The organism is Pseudaquabacterium terrae (assembly GCF_013266755.1).
Classification (GTDB): Bacteria; Pseudomonadota; Gammaproteobacteria; order Burkholderiales; family Burkholderiaceae_C; genus Pseudaquabacterium; species Pseudaquabacterium terrae.
This window is the reverse complement of sequence record NZ_JABRWJ010000002.1, coordinates 178,030-199,716: the sequence shown is the minus strand read 5'-3', so window position 1 is coordinate 199,716 and position 21,687 is coordinate 178,030. Positions and strand designations below refer to the sequence as shown.

General features: G+C 70.2%; 14 protein-coding genes. 10 read left to right on the top strand and 4 right to left on the bottom strand.

Translation table 11 applies throughout. The annotated features are described in order from the left end of the window. Positions 1 to 10 precede the first annotated feature (10 nt). The 10 genes from HLB44_RS05985 (at position 11) to HLB44_RS05940 (ending at position 16,217) form a co-directional block, all read left to right on the top strand. The gene (locus HLB44_RS05985; RefSeq protein WP_173121654.1) at positions 11 to 1,369 is read left to right on the top strand and encodes a phenylacetate--CoA ligase family protein; all 1,359 of its coding nucleotides are present in this window, start codon (positions 11 to 13) and stop codon (positions 1,367 to 1,369) included. 12 nt (positions 1,370 to 1,381) lie between these two features. Beyond that, positions 1,382 to 2,377: a transglutaminase domain-containing protein gene (locus HLB44_RS05980; RefSeq protein WP_173121653.1), complete on the top strand. Its 996-nt coding sequence runs from the start codon at positions 1,382 to 1,384 to the stop codon at positions 2,375 to 2,377. 4 nt (positions 2,378 to 2,381) lie between these two features. Then, the gene (locus HLB44_RS05975; RefSeq protein ID WP_173121652.1) at positions 2,382 to 3,698 is read left to right on the top strand and encodes a putative O-glycosylation ligase, exosortase A system-associated; all 1,317 of its coding nucleotides are present in this window, start codon (positions 2,382 to 2,384) and stop codon (positions 3,696 to 3,698) included. After that, the gene (locus tag HLB44_RS05970) at positions 3,695 to 4,675 is read left to right on the top strand and encodes a polysaccharide deacetylase family protein (RefSeq protein ID WP_173121651.1); all 981 of its coding nucleotides are present in this window, start codon (positions 3,695 to 3,697) and stop codon (positions 4,673 to 4,675) included. The genes HLB44_RS05975 and HLB44_RS05970 overlap by 4 nt, the downstream gene beginning before the upstream one ends. 59 nt (positions 4,676 to 4,734) lie before the next feature. Beyond that, a complete protein-coding gene (locus tag HLB44_RS05965) occupies positions 4,735 to 5,394 on the top strand; it encodes a class I SAM-dependent methyltransferase (RefSeq protein WP_173121650.1) in 660 nt (219 codons plus the stop codon). Positions 5,395 to 5,503: 109 nt separating this feature from the next. Next, the gene (locus HLB44_RS05960; protein ID WP_173121649.1) at positions 5,504 to 6,934 is read left to right on the top strand and encodes a lipopolysaccharide biosynthesis protein; all 1,431 of its coding nucleotides are present in this window, start codon (positions 5,504 to 5,506) and stop codon (positions 6,932 to 6,934) included. Positions 6,935 to 7,043: 109 nt separating this feature from the next. Beyond that, positions 7,044 to 8,774 (top strand): asparagine synthase-related protein, encoded by a 1,731-nt coding sequence (locus tag HLB44_RS05955; RefSeq protein WP_173121648.1) that lies wholly within the window; start codon positions 7,044 to 7,046, stop codon positions 8,772 to 8,774. Positions 8,775 to 8,779: 5 nt separating this feature from the next. Continuing rightward, entirely contained in the window at positions 8,780 to 10,984 is a 2,205-nt protein-coding gene (locus HLB44_RS05950; RefSeq protein WP_173121647.1) for a heparinase II/III domain-containing protein, read from the top strand. A 20-nt stretch (positions 10,985 to 11,004) separates the two neighbouring features. Beyond that, positions 11,005 to 12,699 (top strand): asparagine synthetase B family protein, encoded by a 1,695-nt coding sequence (locus HLB44_RS05945; RefSeq protein WP_173121646.1) that lies wholly within the window; start codon positions 11,005 to 11,007, stop codon positions 12,697 to 12,699. Positions 12,700 to 12,845: 146 nt separating this feature from the next. Continuing rightward, a complete protein-coding gene (locus tag HLB44_RS05940; protein WP_173121645.1) occupies positions 12,846 to 16,217 on the top strand; it encodes an Ig-like domain-containing protein in 3,372 nt (1,123 codons plus the stop codon). Positions 16,218 to 16,266: 49 nt separating this feature from the next. Here HLB44_RS05940 and HLB44_RS05935 read toward each other — a convergent pair whose 3' ends face one another. From HLB44_RS05935 to asnB, 4 genes are read right to left on the bottom strand one after another with little or no spacing between them, the layout of a single operon-like run. Next, a complete protein-coding gene (locus HLB44_RS05935; RefSeq protein WP_217283553.1) occupies positions 16,267 to 17,733 on the bottom strand; it encodes a hypothetical protein in 1,467 nt (488 codons plus the stop codon). Further along, complete coding sequence (locus tag HLB44_RS05925; protein WP_173121643.1) at positions 17,734 to 18,513, bottom strand: hypothetical protein; 780 nt, start codon at positions 18,511 to 18,513, stop codon at positions 17,734 to 17,736. Then, positions 18,510 to 19,733: a TIGR03087 family PEP-CTERM/XrtA system glycosyltransferase gene (locus tag HLB44_RS05920; RefSeq protein ID WP_173121642.1), complete on the bottom strand. Its 1,224-nt coding sequence runs from the start codon at positions 19,731 to 19,733 to the stop codon at positions 18,510 to 18,512. The genes HLB44_RS05925 and HLB44_RS05920 overlap by 4 nt, the downstream gene beginning before the upstream one ends. Continuing rightward, a complete protein-coding gene (asnB, locus tag HLB44_RS05915; protein ID WP_173121641.1) occupies positions 19,730 to 21,679 on the bottom strand; it encodes an asparagine synthase (glutamine-hydrolyzing) in 1,950 nt (649 codons plus the stop codon). Before asnB ends, HLB44_RS05920 begins: the two co-directional genes overlap by 4 nt. Between the last annotated feature and the right edge of the window lie 8 nt (positions 21,680 to 21,687).

Here is a 21,687-nt window from a genome sequence, read left to right as displayed (position 1 = left end):
AGGGGGTCCAATGAGGCCTTACACCGCCTTCTGCTCAGGCCTGCTGTTCCCGCTGCACGAGCGGCTGAAGGGCCATGCTTCGGTGGCCGTGCGCAAGCGGCTCGAGGACAGCCAGTGGTGGGACGCCGCGCGCATCGAGGCCGACCGCGTCGAACGGCTGCGCGGCTTCCTGGTCGACATCGGTGCGAACGTGCCGTACTTCCGCGACCTGTTCCGCGAGCGCGGCTTCGATCCGCAGGCCGTGCAGTCGATCGACGCGCTGCAGGCGCTGCCGCTGCACGGCAAGGCCGAGATGCGCGCGCAGGCCGATCGGCTGAAGGCCGCCGACCACGGCCCGCTGACGCGCTACAACACCGGCGGCTCGTCGGGCGAGCCGCTGATCTTCTACATGGGCAAGGGGCGCAAGAGCCACGACGTCGGCGCCAAGTGGCGCGCGACGCGCTGGTGGGACGTCGACATCGGCGACCCCGAGCTCGTCGTCTGGGGCTCGCCGATCGAGCTCGGCGCGCAGGACCGCATCAAGCAGATTCGCGACGCGCTGCTGCGCAGCGAGCTGCTGCCGGCCTTCGAGATGTCGGCGGCCAACCTCGACCGCTTCGTCGCCGAAATTCGCCGCGTGCGGCCGGCAATGCTGTTCGGCTACCCGTCGAGCCTGTCGCTGATCGGCGCGCATGCGGCGCAGAAGGGCCTGCGCCTCGATGACCTCGGCGTGCGGGTCGTCTTCGTGACGTCCGAGCGGCTCTATCCCGAGCAGCGCCAGGCGATCACGAAGGCCTTCGGCGCGCCGGTGGCCAACGGCTACGGCGCGCGCGACGCCGGCTTCATCGCCCACGAATGCCCATCGGGCCAGCTGCACATCAGCGCCGAGGACATCGTCGTCGAGACGGTGCGGCCCGACGGCAGCAACTGCACGCCAGGCGAGGCCGGCGAGATCGTGATCACGCACCTGGCGACGCGCGATTTCCCGTTCGTGCGCTACCGCACCGGCGATGTCGGCGTGCTGAAGCCCACGCGCTGCGCCTGCGGCCGCGGGCTGCCGGTGCTGGCCGAGGTGCAGGGCCGCACCACCGACTTCGTCGTCGCGCAGGACGGCACGGTGATGCACGGGCTGGCGCTGATCTACACGCTGCGCGACCTGCCCGGCGTCGAGCGCTTCCGCATCGAGCAGCTGTCGCTCGACGAGACCCTCGTGCAGGTGGTGCCGGGCCCGGCCTTCGACGACGCCGCCGAGACGCGCATCGTGCGCGACTTCCGCGCCCGGCTGGGCGCGGCGGTGCGCGTCAGAATCGAGCGCGTCGCGCAGATCCCGTCCGAAGCCTCGGGCAAGTTCCGCTACGTCGTCAGCCGCGTCGTGCCGGCCGCACGCTGACCGCCCCTCCCGATGAAACGCGCCCTCACCTCCGTTCCGGCCATCGCGGCAACCTTGATCGCGCTGCTCGCGCTGCTGGCCTACGTCGCACAGCACGCCCGGCCGTCGACCGAAGCGGTGCGGCTGCGCAATGCGCTGCTGTGGGACAAGACAGTGCCGATGGCCAGCCTCGACTGGACGCCGGCCGCACCGCCGGCCGACTACCTCGTCGACCCGCCGGTGCGCAACCCGGCCTTCGACCGCGTCGCCGCCGAGCTGCGCCTGGCCGAGCTCGGCAGCGACTGGGAGCGCGCGCTGGTGATCGCCCGGCACCTGCTGGACAACCCGCGCAAGGGCAACGCGGCGCAGGACGACCTGGCCGGCACCTACCGCCAGATCCTGCAGGGCGGCGGCTACTGCGCCGACTACACGACGACCTTCATCGCCATCGCCCGCTCCGCCGGCATGTTCGTGCGCGAATGGGCCTTCTCGTTCGACGGCTACGGCGGCCACGGCCACGCCTTCGTCGAGCTCTACGACGCCCAAGCAAAACGTTGGCGCTTCATCGATGCGTTCAACAACTTCTACGTCATCGACGCGGCGAGCCGCGAGCCGCTGTCGGCCGCCGAGCTGCGCGCGGTGCTGCGCGGCGACGGCCGCCAGATCGCGATCGTCAAGCCGGCGCCCGGGCGCCTGGGCTTCCGCAACGAGCTCGATCTGTACGAGTACTACCGCCAGGGCGCCGACCAGTGGTACCTGTGGTGGGGCAATGCGGTGCTGCGCTACGACGAATCGTTCGCCGTGCAGACGCTGGGCCGGCTGTCGCGAACGCTCGAGCAGCTCGGCGCGATCGCACTCGGCGTGCATCCGCGCATCCACGCCGTCGAGTCCGACACCAACCAGGGTTTGCGCCAGCGCATGGCCTCGCTGAAGGGCAAGCTGCTGCTGGCCTTCGCCGGCGGCGCCGCACTGGCGCTGCTGCTGCTCGGCCAGCTGGTGCTGCGCCGGCGCGGCGCGCGCAAGGGGTGATCCGATGCGCGACATTGCACTGACGCTGTTCTTCTCCGGCCTGCTGATGGCGGCCTTCCGCTACCACTTCATCGCGCCGTTGATGTGGGCCTGGATCGGGCTGATGAGCCCGAACCGGCTGACCTACGGCTTCGCCTACAGCCTGCCGTTCGCGCAGATCACCGCGATCGTGATGTTGATCCTGCTGCTGATTTCGAAGGAGCGGCAGCCATTCCCGAAGTCGTCGACCGCGATGCTGCTGGTGGGCTTCTACGTCTGGGAGTGCATCACCTCGATCGCCTCGTTCAACAGCCCGGACCAGGTCTGGGAGATGTGGATCAAGGTCACCAAGATCCAGCTCGTGCTGTTCGCCTCGCTGATGATGCTGCACGGCAAGAAGCAGGTCGACCTGCTGGTCTGGGTGATCGTGCTGTCGATCGGCTTCTACGGCTTCAAGGGCGGGCTGTTCACGATCTCGCGCGGCGGCACGGCGATGGTGATGGGGCCGCCGGGCAGCTTCATCGAGGTCACCAACCACCTCGCGCTGGCGATGCTGATGATCGTGCCGCTGGGCTACTACCTGGCGACGCAATGCCGGCAGCGCTGGCTGCGCATCGGGCTGTACATCGTGATGGGGCTGACCGCGCTGGCGGTGCTCGGCACGACCTCGCGCGGCGCGCTGCTCGGCAGCCTCGTGATGGCGGTGATGCTGGCGCTGAAGAGCGAGCGACGCTGGACCATGCTGACGATCATCGCCGTGCTGGCGATGGGCATGGCCGCGGTGATGTCGGACCAGTGGGCCGACAAGATGGGCACCATCACGACGCACGAGGACCACTCGGCGCAGAGCCGCCTGTACACCTGGAAGATGATCTGGAACCTGGCGATGCACTACCCGGTCAACGGCGGCGGCTTCAACGTCACCGAGAACCCGGTCACCTGGTATCGCTTCGCGGTCACCGACTGGGCCAAGGCCTATTCGCCGCACAGCATCTACTTCCAGGCGCTGGCCGAGCACGGCTTCGTCGGCCTCGCGCTGTACCTGGCCATCGGCGTCTCGGCCTGGCGGCGCTGCACTTCGCTGATCCGCCGCTGCACCACCGAAGCGACACAGTGGGCCGCTAACCTCGCGCGCATGGTGCAGGTGTCGATCGCCGGCTTCGCGGTCGGCGGCGCCTTCGTCAACCTGGTCAACTACGACCTGCCGTACTACATCGTCTCGCTGGCCATCCTGACCGACGTCGCCGTTGCCAAGCTGCTGCTGGCCGAGCGGAACGCGTCGCTGCTGGTGCAGTCGTCCACGCTGGAGACCCGCCCGGCATCGCGCGCGGAGACCTCATGATCAATGCCGCGATGAACCTGCTGTCGCCGGGCGGCGCGAATGCCCGCTTGTCGATCCTGATCTACCACCGCGTGCTGGCGCAGGCCGACGAGCTGCAGCCCGACCTGCCCGATGCCGCATCCTTCGACCGGCAGATGCGCTGGGTCGCGAGCAGCTTCAACGTGCTGCCGCTGGATGTCGCAGTGCGGCTGCGCGACGAGGGGCGCCTGCCCCACCGCGCTGCCGCGATCACCTTCGACGACGGTTATGCCGACAACCTGACGCAGGCGATGCCGATCCTCCAGCGCCACGGCATCAGCGCCACGTTCTTCATCACCACCGGCTACCTCGACGGCGGCCGGATGTGGAACGACACGATCTCCGAGACCATCCGCCGCTGCCCGCGCGAGCGGCTCGATCTGTCCGACCTCGGCCTCGGCGTGCACGCGCTGGCCACGCTCGACGAGCGGCGCGCGGCGATCCACGCGCTGCAGCGCGGTGCCAAATACCTGCCGCCGCCGCAGCGTCAGCGGGCCGTCGACGCCTTGGCGCAGCACGCCGCCACAGCGTTGCCGAACGACCTGATGATGACATCGGACCAGCTGCGCGCCCTGCGCGACGGCGGCATGCAGATCGGCGGGCACACGGTGACGCACCCGATCCTCGCGCGCATCACGCCCGACGAGGCGCGTGCCGAGATGCACGACGGCAAGACGCGGCTCGAAGCGCTGCTGCAGCAGCCGGTGACCCTCTTCGCCTACCCCAACGGCGTGCCGCAGCGCGACTACCTGCCCGAGCATGTCGAGATGCTGCGAAGCAGCGGCTTTCACGCCGCCGTCACGACCGCGGCGGGCGCGGCGGACCGGCATGCCGATCGGTATCAGCTGCCGCGCTTCACACCCTGGGACAAGACGCGCCAGCGCTTCCGCTTGCGCATGGCGCTGAACCTGCGCAACCCGGGACAAACGGTCGCCGCGGCGGCGCAGCGGGCGGCCTGATCCGTGCCGGCCCTCACCCGCACCGACCCCTGCACGACACACATCACGAACCACAAGCCATGCAGATCCTTCCCTGGCGCGTCAAGAATTTCCTGTCCGAATCGTTCCCGCTGCTGTACCACCTGGCGGTCAACGCCGGCAAGGGCGGCGGCAACAGTGCCGAGCACTGGGACCGGCGCCTCGCCGAGACCTGGGACGGCGGCGTGCGCGAATGGCCGAAGAAGACCGCGCTGATCGCCTCGCTGGTGCCGCCCGACGCCGCACTGATCGACATCGGCTGCGGCAACGGCGGCATCCTGCGCGGCCTGAAGCAGCTGGGCTTCAGTGACCTGCACGGCCTGGAAATCTCCGACTACGCGGTCAATCGCCTGGCCAGCGAAGGCATCCAGATGCACAAGGGCGTGCTGCCGCGCATCGAGCTGCCCGACAACCGCTTCGATGTCCTCGTCGCCTCGCAGGTGCTGGAGCACATCATCCGCCGGCGATTCTTCGTGCGCGAGATGCACCGCATCCTGAAGCCGGGCGGCCAGGCGCTGATCTTCGTGCCCGACCGCTGCCTCGGCCCGATCGACGAGCCCGAGCACGTGGTCATGTTCAACCCGACCTCGCTGCGCAGGGAGCTCGAGGCGAGCTTCGTCGTCGACGAGGTTCGCACGATCAAGGACGACAACCACGTGATGCCGATCCTGTTCGCACGCGTGTCGAAGAAGGCTCATTGAAAGCGCCCCCCAAACCTGCCGCTTTGCGTCAGGCCCCCACGGATCCGAAGGATCCCTTGCGGGATCCCTGGGGTCAAGCAGAGCGGCAGAGCCACATTTGCTTGAGCCAATGACGACGCTGCGATCCAAAGTCCTGTCCGGCCTGTACTGGAGCGGCAGCGCGCGCCTGCTCGGGCAGCTGTTCACCTGGGGCGTCACGCTGGTCGTCATCCGCGTGCTGCGGCCGGAGGACTACGGCCTGCTGGCGATGGCCACCGTCTTCGTCGCCTTCCTGACGCTGATGGCCGACATCGGCCTCGGGCAGGCGCTGGTGCAGGTCGACCGGCTCGACGAGGACCGCGTGCGGCAGGTCTTCGGCGCGATCATCGTCGTCGACTGCCTGCTGTTCCTGCTGCAGTTCGGCGCCGCGCCGCTGATCGCCGACTTCTTCGCCGAGCCGCGGCTGACCACCATCCTGCGCGCGCTGGCGGCGACCTTCCTGCTCGCCATCTTCACCTCGGTGCCGACGGCGCTGATGTCGCGCGAGCTCGACTTCAAGCGCCAATCGCTGATCGAGCTCGGCTGCGCGATCATCGGCTCGGTCACGACGCTGGCGATGGCGCTGCTGGACTACGGCGTCTGGGCGCTGGTCGGCGGCATGCTGGTGTCGCACGCCTGCCGCACGATCGCCTGCAACATCGTCAAGCCCTACCTGCACTGGCCGCGCCTGTCGCTCGAAGGCGTGCGCGGGCTGATCCTGTTCGGCGGGCAGATGACGGTCTCGCGGCTGCTGTGGTTCATCTATTCGCAGGCCGACATGTTCATCGCCGGCAAGCTGCTCGGCAAGGAAGCGCTGGGCATGTATTCGGTCGCGATGCACCTGGCCTCGCTGCCGGTGCAGAAGATCTCGTCGCTCGTCAACCAGGTCGCCTTTCCGGCCTTCGCCCGCTCGCGGCAGGACGGCGCGCAGACCGCGAGCTACCTGCTGAAGGCCGTGCGCATCCTGAGCTTCTTCGCCTTCCCGACGCTGTGGGGCATGTCGGCCACCGCGCCGGAGCTGGTCGGGGTGGTGCTCGGTGCGCAATGGCACGGCGCGGTGCTGCCCCTGCAGGTGCTGGCGCTGGTGATGCCGATCCGGATGATCAGCAACTTCATCCCGGCGGCCACCGACGGCGTCGGCCGCGCGGACGTCGGCATGAAGAACCTGCTGCTGTCCAATGCCGTGATGCTGCCGGCGTTCGCACTCGGCAGCCAATGGGGGCTGCAGGGCCTGTGCGTGGCCTGGCTGGTGGCCTCGCCGGTGGTGTTCCTGCTCAACCTGCGCAGCTCGCTGGCTGCCCTGCAGATGAAGGTAGCCGACGTGCTGAAGGCGATGGCCAAGCCGGCGCTGTGCGCGCTGCTGATGGGCGGGGCGATTCTTCTCGGCCAGTGGCTGCCGGTCGAGGGCATGGCCTGGCGCCTGGGCCTGCTGATCGGCATCGGGACCGTCGCCTACCTCGTCTCGGCGCTGCTGATCAACAAGGCGGTCTTCGCGGAGATCCTCGCCCTCAGGCGCACGTGAGCGGGGCCCGCCGCGGTCGCCGAACGAGGCGGCGCACCGCCCGAATCAAACACAACACGAGTCATTCACCATGACGATTCTTGCAGGCATTGTCAGTCGGTCGCCGTCCGTGACCCTCCCGGAGGAGGTGGTCGCGACGCTGCGCCGGTCGCTGAGCCGCCACCCCGGGGACAGCGTCGTCGAATTGCGCGGCCCGGGCTGGACCCTGTTGAAGGTGGACATCGGTGCCTTCGGCGCGCCGGCCGTGCATGACGACGCCGAAGGTGCGTCGATGCTGGCCGGCGACCCGCTGCTGCTGGACAACGCGGCCGGCGAGCCGCGCGACCGCAGCCAGGACCTGGCGACGCTGCACCGGGCGCTCGCCGCCGGCGACGACGCGGCGCTGGCGCGCACCAGCGGCACCTTCTGCGGCGTTCACGTCGACAAGCGCAGCGGCACGCTGCGCCTCTTCACCGACAAGCTCGGCGTGCGGCCGATCTACTACTGGATCGGCCCGGACTTCGTGGTCTACGCCAGCGCGATGCGCATCATCGAAGCGCTGCCGCTGATTCCGAAGGCCTTCGACATCCGCGGCGTGTCGGACATCGCCTGCTTCGGCTTCCCGCTGGCGCACCGCACGCCCTACCTCGACGTCGCCACGCTGCGCGCCGGCGAAGTCGTGCGGGTGCAGGGTGCGCAGGTGTCGCATCACGAGTACTGGCGCTGGGACGAAGTGCCCGCCCCGGCCGCCAACGGCGCGTCACTCGAACGGCAGGTCGGCGACGCGTTCATGTCGGCCGTGCGGCGCCGGCTCGGCGACGAGGCCGACACGGTCGCCTTTCTCAGCGGCGGGCTCGATTCGCGTTCGATCGTGGCCGCACTGCGGGCGCTGGGCGCCACGGTGCACAGCATCAACTTCTCGCCCGATCGCACGCAGGACGAAGTCTTCGGCCGCGAGGCGGCGCGCGTGCTGCAGACCTCGCACCACCATCTCGCCAAGCGCGCCGCCAGCGTCACCCGCAAGGACCAGGTCTACAACCAGGACGAGGTCAATCGCTGGTTCGACACGCAGAAGGCCGCCGGCACGCTCACCGGGCGGCGGCGCATCGTCTGGTCGGGTGACGGCGGCAGCGTCGGGCTCGGGCACGTCTACCTGACCGAGCGCATCGTCGACCTGGCGCAGCGCGGCCAGACCGAGGCGGCGATCGCCGCCTTCCTCGACCACAACAAGATCCGCGCCGCGCGCAAGCTGTTCCGGTCGACGGTGCGCGACCAGCTGGCCGCCTTCCCGAGCGACGGGCTGCGCGACGAGCTCGCGCTGCTGCCGCGGGCCGAGCCCGGCCGCGCCTTTCACCTGTTCCTGATGCTCAACGACCAGCGCCGCCACCTGGTCCACCTGTACGAGCACATCGACCTCGGGCGGCTGGAGTTCCACCTGCCGTTCTTCGACAGCGAATTCCTGTCGCTGATCATCGGCAGCCCGGTCCGGCCCTTCCTGCTGCACCGCTTCTACCTGAGCTGGTTGCAAGCCGTGCTGCCGCAGGCGGTGACGGTGCCCTGGCAGGCCTACCCGGGGCATGTGCCCTGCCCGCTGCCGGCGCCGCAGGACCTGGGCTATCAGTGGGGCGACTACTACAGCCGCGCCACGCAGGACCACATGAAGCGCCACGCGCTCGAGAAGGCGCACCGCGTGCTCGGCTCGCCGCACTTTCCGCACCAGCTGCTCGATGGCACGCGGCTGCGCATCGCCACCTGGCTGACGCGCTTCGGCGCCGGCGACTACGGCTACGTCATCGATGCCGCCGAGCGCTACACCGAATACTGGGGCCAGTGCCAGCGCGCCGGGGAATCGGCACGATGAGCGCAATGAGCGGGTCCTCGCGATGGCGCATCGCGGCCGCGGTGCTGCCGCTGCTGCTCGTGCTGGCCATCGTCTGGGTGCCGGAGTGGCTGCACTGGTACGTGCCCGCGCCGTCGATCAGCGATGCCGCGCTTCAAACTGCGCGCACCGAGCCCGCCGATGCCGTGCTGGCCGAGATCGCCGCGATGCCGCTGTCGGCGGCGCGAACCGAAGAGGATGAGCAGCGCATCCCGCTGCGCGCGCTGGAAGTGCTGAACGGCCGCATCACGCTGCCCGGTTACCCGTCGACCGAGATCAGCCGGCCGCTGGCGCCGCGCGATCTGTCGGCCGGGCCGCCGACGCTGCAGCTGATGCAGGCCAGCCTGGCAGCGCCCGACATGCTGCTCGACGCCTACCGGCTGTCGCGCGACGAACGCTTCTTCGCCCAGGCCCGCGACGACATCGTCGCCTTCGCCCGCTTCGAGTCGTCGCAGTGGCTGAACACCGGCTTCCTGTGGAACGACCACGCGATCGCCGCGCGCATCCCGGTGCTGGTCAAGTTCTGGCGCATCTACCGCACGCGCACCGACTTCGACCCGGCTGTCGGCCGCCAGGTGCTGGCGCTGGCCGAGCGCAGCGGCCGATTGCTGACGCGCGACAGCCACTACGCCTACCGCACCGGCCACGGCATCCTGTCCGACCTCGGCGCGATGCAGGTGTCGCTGGCCTTTCCGGTGCTCGACCCGCAGGGCGCCATGCGTGGCCACGGCCAGCAGCGTTTCGCGCGCCACCTGGCTTACTACGTCAGCGCGGAAGGCCCGACCCTGCTGCATTCGGCCGGCTACCACAGCAGCGGTCTGGAGTTCTTCGGCATCGCGCTGCGGCTGTACTCGCTGGCCAACACGCCGATCCCCGAGGACTGGTGGCAGCGCTACGACAAGTCGGTCGACCACTACGGCAAGCTGCGCCGCCCCGACGGCACGCTGCCGCTGTACGGCGATACGCGCAGCGTCAGCGAAGGCGCCGGCCCGCCGCTGACCGCCCGCGGCGCGCGCAACGAGGCGCAGCCGCTGCGCCCGCGGCTCGACTGGCCGGCACCGCGCCGCTCGGTCGACCTCTACCCGCTGTCCGGCCACGCGCTGTGGTGGGACGGTGCGGCCGAGGCCGCGACAAGCCAGACGGCGATCACCTGGTCCTACTTCCCCGGTCTCGGCCACAAGCTCGCCGACGACCTGAGCCTCGTCACCTGGTCGAATGGCCGGCCGTGGATCACCAACGTCGGCTACTGGCCCTGGGGCTTCTGGGGCCGCCCGCAGGCCACCTCGTGGCCCGGCTCGAACGCGCCGCACCGGGTCGGCGAACCCGCGGTGTCCAAGCGCGAGTCGAAGCTGGTCGCCGCCGCATCGGCCGCCGGCGTGTCCTTCGTCGACATGCAGCGCGACGGCCCGGACGGCCTGCAGGTGCGGCGCCAGGTGCTGCGCCTGGCCGAGCGCGACCTGTGGCTGGTACTCGACGCGACGCGTGGCGCCACGGGCGCGACGGCAACGCACTGGACCTTCGCGCCGGACCTGTTGGCCGGGCGGCAGGACGAGCGGCGCTTCCGGCTCGTCGCCCGCGGCGGCGAGCGCGCGCTGACGCTGTCGATCGACGGCCCCGACAGCCTGCGCACCGAGGTGCTGCGCGGCAGCCGCGAGCCCTTTGGCGGCTGGGTCGTGGACGACCGCGAACCGGTGGCGGCGCCGACCATCGCGGTGCGCCAGTCGGCCGCGTCGGCCTGGGCGCTGGCCGGCTTCGCGCTGAGCGCGGCCGACGCGCCCACCCCGCCGACCGCACGCATGCTGAAATGGACCGATGCCGAGCACTGGACGATGGCGGTGGACGCCGCGTCGGGCCGCAGCGAGCTCACGCGCGACGGCCTGCGGCTGACACTGGGCAACGGCACGGCGCTCGCGCTGGCGGCCACGCCCTCGCAGGCGCCGGCGCGCCAGGCGGTGCTGTCGGCGCTGGCCGAGGCCGAGCGGGGTTATCCGCGCTTCGCCGAGCGGGTGCATTTCCGTTTCCGCTGGACGCGCTGGATCGTCGCCGCCTGGGTCGTGCAGGAGCTGCTCGCCTTCGCGGTGCGGCGCTGGCGGCCGCGCTGGGTGACGCCGCTGCGCATCTTCAGCATCGCTGCCTGGATCGCCGCCGGCGTCTGGCTCGGTTTCGTGTATTTCGAGGGGATGTGGTGGTGAACACCGCATCGGCATGGTCCATGAATCAGAACGACACCCCCACCCACACCGCGCTGTGCCTCGGCGCGCCGCGCTTTGCCGATGCGGCGCTGCAGACCCTTGCCGCCGGTGGCGACGTGGCGCTCGCCTGGGCGCGCCTGTTCGCCGGCGCGGCGCCGGCCGATGCGCTGGCGCGCGTCTCGGGCGAGTTCGCGGTCGCGCTGCGCGAGCCCTCGGGCCGCACGGTGCTGGCGGTCGACCGCTTTGCCGCTCAGACCCTGTGTTATCGCGTGGTGGACGGCACGCTGCGCTTCGCCGAGCGCGCCGACGCGCTGGCCGACGCCTCGACGCCGGTCGATGCGCAGGCGATCTTCGACTACCTGTACTTCCACGTGATCCCGTCGCCGCGCACGATCTTCAGCGGCGTGCAGCGGCTGCCGGCCGGGCATTGCGCGGTGTTCGAGCACGGCAAGCTGACGGTGATGCCGTACTGGGTGCCTGAGTTCAGCGAGCCGCGCAGCGCCTCGTTCGACGCGCTGCGCGGCGAGTTCCTGCAGCTGCTCGAACAATCGGTCGCGCGCGAGCTCGACGGCAGCAAGCCGGCATGTTTCCTCAGCGGCGGCACCGACAGCTCGACCGTCGCCGGCATGATCGGCAAGGCCACCGGCGCACCGGCCGACTGCTACTCGATCGGCTTCGAGGCCGAGGGCTACGACGAGATGGCCTACGCGCGCATCGCCGCGCAGCACTTCGGCAGCCGCCACCACGAGTACTACGTGACGCCGGCGGACCTGGTCGACAGCATCGCGGCGATCGCCGCGCACCACGACCAGCCCTTCGGCAACTCGTCGGCGCTGCCGGCCTACTACTGCGCCAAGGTGGCCCGGGCCGACGGCGTCACGAAGCTGCTCGCCGGTGACGGCGGCGACGAGCTCTTCGGCGGCAACAGCCGCTATGCGAAGCAGCGCATCTTCGGCTGGTACGACGCGGTGCCGCGCGCGCTGCGGCGCGGGCTGATGGAGCCGCTGCTGGGCACCGAGGTCGCGGGCAAACTGCCGCTGGTGCGCAAGGGCGCGAGCTACGTCGAGCAGGCGCGCGTGCCGATGCCCGACCGGCTGCAGATGTACAACCTGCTGCGCCGGCTCGGCATGGACGAGGTGCTGACGCCGGGCTTCCTCGCCCGCGTCGACACCGAGGGGCCGACCCAACAGCAGCGCGAAGTCTGGGCCCAGGCGCGCACCGGGCGCGAGATCAACCGCATGCTGGCCTTCGACTGGCGTTACACGCTGGCCGAAGGCGACCTGCCGAAGGTGCGCGGCAGCACGCAGCTGGCCGGCATCGGCGTCGGCTACCCGCTGCTCGACCAGGCGCTGCTCGACTTCTCGCTGCGGCTGCCGGCCGAGTACAAGCTCAAGGGGCTGAAGCTGCGCTGGTTCTTCAAGGAGGCGCTGCGCGGCTTCCTGCCCGAGCAGATCATCACCAAGCGCAAGCAGGGCTTCGGGTTGCCGTTCGGCGTCTGGGTCACGCGCCATGCGCCGCTGCAGCGGCTGGCGACCGATGCGCTGAACAGCCTGGCGACGCGTGGCATCGTGCAGCCGGCGTTCATCCGGCGGCTGATCGACGAGCTGCTGCCGGCGCATCCGGGTTACTACGGCGAGATGGTCTGGATCCTGACGATCCTCGAGCACTGGCTGCAGCGCCATGTGCCTGAGCACCGCTTCGACGCCACGGCCTGAAGCTTCGGCGGCCTGTCGGCCGTGTTGACAGTGGGGACGGACAGGCCTCATGGTCGCGCCCTAAGTCGTTGTCCCCACTGCCCCGCCCTTCGATGGCATGGAACGTGCAACGGGTTCGCGTTTCCGTCATTCAGTAGAGGCCTTCGATGTCCCACGCACGCGTCCCAAGCTTCTCTCGACGCTGGCAGGGTCCCAAGGCCTGGTTCGGGCACGCGGTGTGGGCCTCGACGCTGCTGCTGGCGGCTTGCGGCGGCGGCGGGGGATCGGAACCGGCGGGAGAGACGCGCCGCGTGGCCCAGGCGGCCAGCGACACATCACCCGACATCACGCTCGAGGCCGCCAGCGCCACCTTGCATGGCAACGCCGGTGTCGACCGCCGCAGCGGTTACCTGGCCAAAGGCGCCTTCGTGCTGCGCAGCACCGGCGGGGGCAGCGCGCGTTTCGAGCCGAAGCTCGCGCGCGCGGGCCACTACGAGGTCTTCGTCTGGTGGCCGCAGGGCCTCGACGATGCCGGCAAGATCGAGATCGCGGTCAGCTACTCGGGGGGCCGCGGCCTGGTCTCGAAGGACCAGCGCCATGGTGGCGGCCAGTGGCAGTCGATCGGCACCTTCCCGTTCAACGCCGGCACGCCGGCCATCGAGCTGACCAGCCCCGACGGCGGGCCGCTGTACGTCGACGCGGTGCGCCTGGTCTATGCCGGCGCGGCCAGCCCGACGCTCGGCGTCGCCACCGACAAGCTGGCGATCGCGCTGAAGAACGAGCCCTACACCACCGTCGTCGAAGCCAGCGGCGGGCGGGCACCGCTGAGCTACAGCCTGGCCGACGGGCAGCTGCCACCGGGACTGGCGCTCGATCCGAACAGCGGCGTGATCAGCGGCAAGCCGACGCAGGCCGGCGACTACAGCTTCTCGATCCGCGTGCAGGACGCGCGCAACCAGACCGCGAAGCGGCCGTTCACGCTGCTGGTCGATGTCTCGTCGGGCAGCGCGACCCAGGCGCCGGGCATGGAGCCGAGCGCCGCCGGCGACAAGAAGCGCGCGCTCGCAGCGGTGGTATCGAACCCGCTGTCCACCGGCGACCTCTCCGGCGTGCTCGGCGTGATCGCCGCGATGCCCGAAGGCGCGTGGGCGAAGCTGAACCTGAACGACTACTCGTCGGTCTGGACACCGGCCGCGCTGCGGCCGCTGTACGTGCAGAGCAACCCGGACCCGTCGAAGATCATCCTGGCGTGGAGCAGCTTCGGCTGGGACTCGAACCGCGCCGCGCTGATCCTCTACGGCGGCGGCCATGCCAACTACCGCGGCAACGACGTGTACATGTGGCGCGCCAGCACGCGGATGTGGGAACGCGCGTCGCTGCCGAGCGAGATGGTCGAGAACGCGCTCGGCCACCCGAATGCGATCGACGGTGTCGCCAACGCGCCGGCGTCGGCGCACACCTACGACAACACGATCTTCCTGCCGCTGCTCGACCGCCTGCTGGTGCCCGGCGGCGCCGCCGACAAGAACGGCGGCCACTTCCTGACGGTGGGCGCCAACGGCGCCGCGCGCAACACCGGCCCCTACCTGTTCGATCCGTCGCGCGCCCATCCGGACAAGGTCGGCGGCACGACCGGCTCGCACGTGAAGCGGGTCGCCCCGTATCCGCAGATCGTCGGCGGCAACATGTGGTCGAACCGCGAGGCCTGGCTCAACGCCAACGCCAATTCGACGCCGCCGACCGAGGTGCTGTCCAACGGCTGCACCGGCTACGCGGTCGAGAACGGCCGCGACGTCGTCTACCTGCGCTCGGCGAGCAAGCTCTACCGCTACGTCATCAACGACGTGAACAACCCGGCCGCCGATACCTGGACCAAGGTCGGCCTGTATTACTACGGCGGCTCCGGCAGCCAGAGCACCTGCGGCTACGACCCGGTGCGCAGGATCTTCCTGTCGACGCACAGCACGACCAAGCCGCTGATCTTCTGGAACATGGCGACGGCCAGCCCCGCCAACCGCGACACGCTGGTGATCCCGAACGATCCGAGCGGCGAATTCATGACGCTGCTGTCCAGCGGCGCGATCAACTGGATCAAGTGCGCGCTCGAATTCGACCCGGTGCGCAACGACTTCAAGCTGTGGTGCGGCGACGGCCGCGTCTGGACGATCACGCCGCCGCCGACACCGTCGGCCTCCGGCTGGACGATCGTCAAGGCTGCCGCGCCGGTCGGACCGATTCCGACCGACAGCCTGGGCACCGGCATCCTCGGCAAGTGGAAGTACATCCCGAACCTGGATGTCTTCATGGGCCTGTCCGACGCGGTCAAGGGCAACATCTGGATCTACAAGCCCTACGGCTGGGTCAACCCGGGCGGCACGCCGGGCAACACGGCGCCGACCGTCTCGATCACCGCGCCGCAGGCCGGCGCGCAGTTCACGCAGCCGCAGGACATCAACATCACCGCCGATGCCGCCGACAGCGACGGCACGGTCGCGAAGGTCGAATTCTTCGCCGACGGCGTGGAGATCGGCGAACGCACCGAAGCGCCGTGGGCCATCGTCTGGTCCGGTGCCGCCGTGGGCAGCCGCACGCTGACGGCCGTGGCGACCGACAACGCCGGCGCGACGCGAACCTCGGCGCCGGTGACCGTCACCGTCAACGGGCCACCGCAGAACCAGCCGCCGGCGGTCGGCCTGACGCAGCCGGCCAACGGCGCCACGGTCTCCCTCGGCAGCGAGGTCACGGTGCAGGCCAACGCCAGCGACGACGGCTCGGTCGCGCAGGTCGGGTTCTTCGCCAACGGCGCCAGCATCGGCGTGGCGACGAGCACGCCGTACAGCGTCGCCTGGACGCCGGGCGCGCTGGGCCAGGTGACGCTGACGGCCGTGGCCACCGACAACCTGGGCCTGACGACGACCTCGGCCGCGCGCACGGTCACCGTGAACCCGGCCGGCAGCAGCATCACGGTCACGCTGCAACGCGGTGTCGCGCCGAATGCCGGCGTCTGGGACACGTACCTGTCGAGTTATCACAAGACGGTGGCCAAGGGCGCCCAGACGTGGATGCAGGATCAGGGCGCCTACTACCCGATGCTGCTGCGCTTCGCGGTCTTCCAGTCCGAGGGCGGGCCGGTGCCGAACGGCGCGCAGATCAGCTCGGCGGTGGTGTCGCTGCACAAGTATTCGGCCTACGACATGACCTACGAGCTGCGCCGCATGCTGGTCGACTGGACCGAACCGGCGGCAACCTGGAACCAGCGCCTGCCGAGCGTGCCGTGGGCAGTCGCCGGCGCCGGCGGCGTCGGCAGCGACTATGCCGGCACGTCGGATGCGAGCGCGACGATCGGCTGGAGCGCGGGCACGATCACGTTCGACGTCACGACCAGCCTGCAGCAGATGAGCGCTGCGCCGGCGCCGGGCAACTTCGGCTGGCGCATCCTGCCGATCAGCGGCTATACCGGCTCGCTGAAGCAGTTCCACTCGAGCGAGGCGACGACCGCGCCGGAGCTGCGGCCGAAGCTCGTCATCACCTACCAGTGAGCTGCAGACGGCCGGCGCCGATCGCGCGCCGGCCGATTCTTCTGACACCTCAGGTGCCGAGCGGCCGGTAGACCAGGAACTGCGACAGCGAGGGCGTCGCCGAGCGCGGCTTGTAGACGATGCACCGCAGCGCCGGCGAGTACGAAAAGCGCTTGCCGACGATGCTGTCGGGCGCGCTCAGCGCCGGCACCGGATCGAAGGTCCGGCGCTGTGTGGGCCAGGTGCTGGCGGGATCGGATGGCACGTCGATCTCGTAGACGGCGCTGGTGTCAGCGCGCGTGAACAGCACGATCCGGTTCAGCGCCGGCACGAAGTCCCACGGCGTCGCGCTGAGCGCGACCGGGATCGCCAGGCCCAGCGTGACCGGTCGCCAGCCGCTGGCCGGGTCCCCGGCGCGCATGAAATACGCCTCGACCGCGGCGCGGCCCGGCCGCGGGCCGATCCACAGCAGCAGGTCCGGGCCGGGCAGGTAGCGCATGATCGGCATGCTGACGTCGAACATCGCGTCCGTTCCGCCGTAGCGCACGGTGACCTGTTCACGCGTCACGCAGTCGAGGTAGTTGATGCGGCCCGGCCGCGACGACGGCACGCCGCTCCACCAGATGCGCTTGCGCCGCGTGTCGTAGGCGCAGCTGCCGCCGGCGCCGCCGAAGGTCTGGCCCGCATTGACGCTCCAGCGCGACCAGCTGTTGCGGGCGCGGCCGGCGGCCGTCGCGACCTCGCGCTCGTGCATCGCGAGCAGGTGAGCCCAGTTCGTCAGCGCCGACAGCGACGCATGGACCGCCGACGAGAACGGCCGCACCAGGCCGCCGTACGGCGCGCCGGCGACCTCGGGCGGGATCACCTCGAGCGCATCGTAGGTGTGCGCCGAGCCGGGCTTGCGGTCGGCGACGTATTCACCGTGCTCGCGGTCGTAGCCCGGAAAGATCGGCCCATCGGCGGGACGCAGGCCGGTGGCCTCGAGGCTCGGATCGGCGATGCGCTTGAAGCGCAGGTCGTTGAAGTCGAGCAGCGCGACGGAGTTGTCGTTGGTCGCCGAGTGACCGCCACCGTGCAGGATCAGCGCGCCCAGCGGGCCCCAGTGGGGGTTGTAGACCCCGCCCGAGAAGTCGTCGATCACCTTGTTCCACTCCGGGCCGCTGCCGATGCGGTAGCCGCAGGTGTTGCTCGGGCACGGGTCGATGTCGTTCCAGCCGTTGACCGCGTCGATGACCGCCCAGCGGCCGGGCGCCGGCACCCACGGGGGTGGCGGCGGCGGCGGTGGTGGGGGCGGCGGTGCCGGCGGGGGGGGAGGTGGCGGCGGCGCGGGCGGCGGGGGGGCGGGCGGCGGCGGCGGTGTGGGTTGCGGCGGGGGCGGTGTCGGGCCGGGCGCTGGTGCCGCATCCGCGCCACCACCGCCGCCACAGCTCGTCGTCGAGGCCAGCACCATGGCGCAGCCCCAGGCGGTCACCAGCCATCGCCGCCGCTCCATGCCCGAACCGACAGACCGGTTGTCGTTGATCGTGTCGTCGGGCATTCAGGGTGCTGACGCGGGCGACGCGGCCGATGCGGCCGCCGCCGCCGATGCGGCGGGGGCCGGCGCGGTGGCCGCCGCGTCGGGCGGATCCTTCCACTGGCCGGCGCTCTGCAGCTTTTCGCGCAGGTCCAGGCGCGAAAAGCCGAGCGCGTAGGCCTTGTGCGCATGGGCCAGCGCACGCTCGTACTGCTTCATCTCGATGAGGATCAGCCCGGCGTTGTAGTGCGTGAACGCGCTGTCGCCGGCGACCGCGGCCACGCGGTCCATCTGGACCAGCGCATCCTGGGCCCGGCCGCGCTTGTTCAGGTAACCGGCGTAGATCATGCGGGCGACTGCATCGTCGGGCGCGAAGCGTGTCGCGCGCTCCAGCCAGCAGTCGACGGTGAAGGCCGAGCCGCGCGGTTGTTCGCTGCGCGTGCGCTCGCCCAGCCGCACGATCGACATCAGCGCACGGTGGTGGTTCGGGAAGGCCCGCAGCATGAAACTGATGTCGCCGGCGAGGTCCTGGCTGCTGCTGCCCTTGATCAGCATCTCGACGCTGGGCGTGAAGTGGTACTGCTCGACGATGCTCAGGCGCTTGTCGCGCACGGTCCGGTAGTCATGCGGCCCGTTGTCGGCGCGCGGGAAACCGCCGCAGGCCGCCTCCTGGCCCGCTTTCGCGGCCGGTCCGGCGCCGGCGGGTGCGGCCATCGCAGCGGTGCTCGTCAACAGCACGGCGGCCAGCAGCGGCGACAGCAGGGAGGACATCGAGGGCAGCAACGTCAGGGACACGGTGTTCACGGGGCCAGGTTCAAACGCGCCGAAGCGGCCGGCGCGGCCTGCAGGCAGCGCGCAATGATCGCATCGAGCCGCTGCATCGATTGATTCCAATCGTGATGGCTCAACACGCGGGCGCGGCCGGCCGCGGCGAAGCGGGCACGCTCGGCCGCATCACCGACCAGCCGCAGCACCGCGGCGGCGATCTGCTGCGGCGTGTCGGCCACCAGCAGGTGCTCGCCGGGCAGCGCGTCGACGCCACCGGCGGCGATCGTGCTCGTCACCACCGGCACGCCCATCGCCATCGCCTCGAGGATCTTGTTCTGCGTGCCACGGGCAATCGCCAGCGGCGCGACCATCACGGCCGACCTGCGCACGAAGGGCCGCACGTCGGGCACCGAGCCGGTGACGGTGACGCCGGGGCGCTCGCCGAGCTGCCGCATCTCGGGCGACGGATCGGCGCCGACGATCAGCAGCTTCAGCTGCGGGCGCTCGGCCTTCAACAGCGGCCAGACCTCGTCGCAGAAGCGCTGCATGCACTCCTGGTTCGGGTAGTAGTCCATGCGGCCGATGAAGCTGATGGTCTCGGGCTCGTAGGGCTCGTCGGCCGGGCAGAAGAACCCCGCATCGACGCCGTTCGGGAACCAGTCGGTCTTGGCGCCGGTGGCGTAGCCGTCGAGCGTCTCGCGCTCGGCACGCGTCGTCGCAGTGCACAGGTCGAAGCGCCGCGCCAGGCGCTTCTCGGCGCGCAGCATCTTCAGGCCTTCATAGGTGTAGCCCCAGGACAGCGGCCAGGGCTTGTAGTTCGCGTACTCGAGCCACTTCTGCGAATCCATGTCGCCGAAGTCGAGGATCTTCGGGATGTCGGTGACATGCTCGACGTACTGCGCCACCGACGAGCAGTGCACGAAGATCAGGTCCCAGCGCTGCTCGGCGAGCAACTGCTTCACGCGCGCCGCGAGCTTGGTCGAATAGAAGTAGCCCATCGACGACGGCGTCGGCACCGGCAGCCGCACGATCATGCGGGCGAACTGGATCGGCTCGCTGACCGCGCCCTGCTCGAAGGCCTTGCAGTGCGGCGCGATGCCCTTGCCCTCTTCCGCTTCGGCTTCGGAGCGGGTCAGCGAGCACACCGTCACCTGGTGGCCCGAGGCCGTCAGGTGCCGGATCATGTTGAAGGGCCGGATCTTGCCGCCGCGCTTGGGCGGAAACGGGAAGCGGTGGCAGAGGTAAAGAATGTTCATGCGGGAACGGCCGTCGCGCCGTTGGCCAGGTGGTGCAGCTCGTCGGCGACGTCGGCATGGTCGCGGCCGTCGAGGTAGAGCCGGCTCCAGACCTCGAGGTTCAGCAGCGCGATCAAGGCGTCGGTGCCGTCGATGCGATTGGCCTCGTGGTCGGCCACCAGCTGCGTGACGACGTCGGCATCGAACAGGCCACGCCGGTGCAGCACCGCGGGCGACAGCAGCCCGCGCAGCACCGGCGCCAGCTCCTTCTTCAGCCACGCGCCCATCGGCGTGCCGAAGCCGCGCTTCTTGCGGTGCAGGATGTCCTGCGGCAGCAGGTCGCCGAGGGAGGCCTTCATCAGGTGCTTGAGCTGCCCGCCGGCGATCTTCACGTCGGCCGGCATCGCCGCGGCCAGCTCGACCAGCTCGTGGTCGAGCAGCGGCACGCGGCATTCGAGCGACACCGCCATGCTCATCTTGTCGGTCAGCATCAGCAGGTCGTCGGGCAGCTGCGTCTCGGCATCGACCGCGAACATCCGGTTCAGCTCGTCGTCGTGGCCGGCGGCGGCGAAGGCGTGGGCCAGCGCGTCGTCGGCCAGCGCGCTGCGCGGCGCGTGCAGCAGCTGCGCCACCGTGTCGTGCGACAGCACCTGCAGATAACTGCGATAGCGTGCGTCCGGGTCCATTTCGGCGCTGGCGACGAAGCCCTTGGCCAGCCGCAGCGTGTTCAACAGGCCCGAGTGCCGATCGGCCGGCAGCCGCGCCGCGGCCATGCCGGCGAGCTTGCGCAGCGGCGCCGGCAGGCGGCCGAATTTGCGCGCGTAGTGGCCGCCGAGGTAGCGTCGATAACCGCCGAAGAGCTCGTCCCCGCCGACACCCGACAGGATCACCTTGACGTCCTGGCGCGCGAACTCGGACACCAGGTAGGTGGTGATGAAAGCGGTGTCCGACACCGGTTCGTCCATGTGCCAGACCAGCCGCGGCAGCAGGCCGACGACATCGGGCTTGACGACGATCTCGTGGTGCTCGGTGCCGAACAGTTTCGCCACCTGGCGCGCATACGGCAGCTCGTTGTACAGCGCCTCGGCCTCGCCGCCTTCGAAGCCGATCGCGTAGGTGCGGATCGGGTGGTCCGAGTGCTTGGCCATGCAGCCGACGACGGCGCTCGAATCGACGCCGCCGGACAGGAACGCGCCGATCGGCACGTCCGAGACCATCTGCATCTCGACCGAACGCTCGATCTGCGCGCGCGTGCGCTGCAGCCATTCGTCCCTGGACCAGCCGCGCTCGATGCGCGAGGGCAGGCGCCAGTAGCGCCACTCGCGCACCTGGCCGTTCTCGATCGACAGCAGCGTCGCCGGCGGCAGCTTGCGGATGCCTTCGAAGATCGTCTGCGGCGCGGCGACGTAACCCAGGTGCAGGTAACCGGGCACCGCCTCGCGGTTCAGCGCGACCCGCGCGCCCGGCAGCTTCAGCAGCGCCTTGGCTTCGGTGGCGAAGGCCAGCCGCTTGCCGTCCTGCATCACGTACAGCGGCTTGACGCCGAGGCGGTCGCGGCCGATCAGCAGGCGCCGGCGCCGGCCGTCCCACAGCGCGAAGTCGAACATGCCGTTCAGGCGCTTGACGCAATCGTCACCCTCGGCGTCGTACAGGTGCAGCAGCACCTCGCTGTCGGAGCCGGTCTTGAAGCGATAGCCCTTGGCTTGCAGCTCGGCGCGCAGCTCGCGGAAGTTGTAGATCTCGCCGTTGCACACCAGCACCAGCGAGCCGTCGGCATTGCCGATCGGCTGGTGGCCGCCGGCCAGGTCGATGATCGAGAGGCGCCGCATCGCGATGCCGCAGTTGCCGTCGATGTGCTGGCCCTCGTCGTCCGGGCCGCGGTGCGCGGTGACGTCGCCCATCGCCGTCAGGTGGGCGGGTTCGACGCGCTGGCCGTCGAGCTGGTAGATGCCGTGGATGCCGCACATGTCTGGAG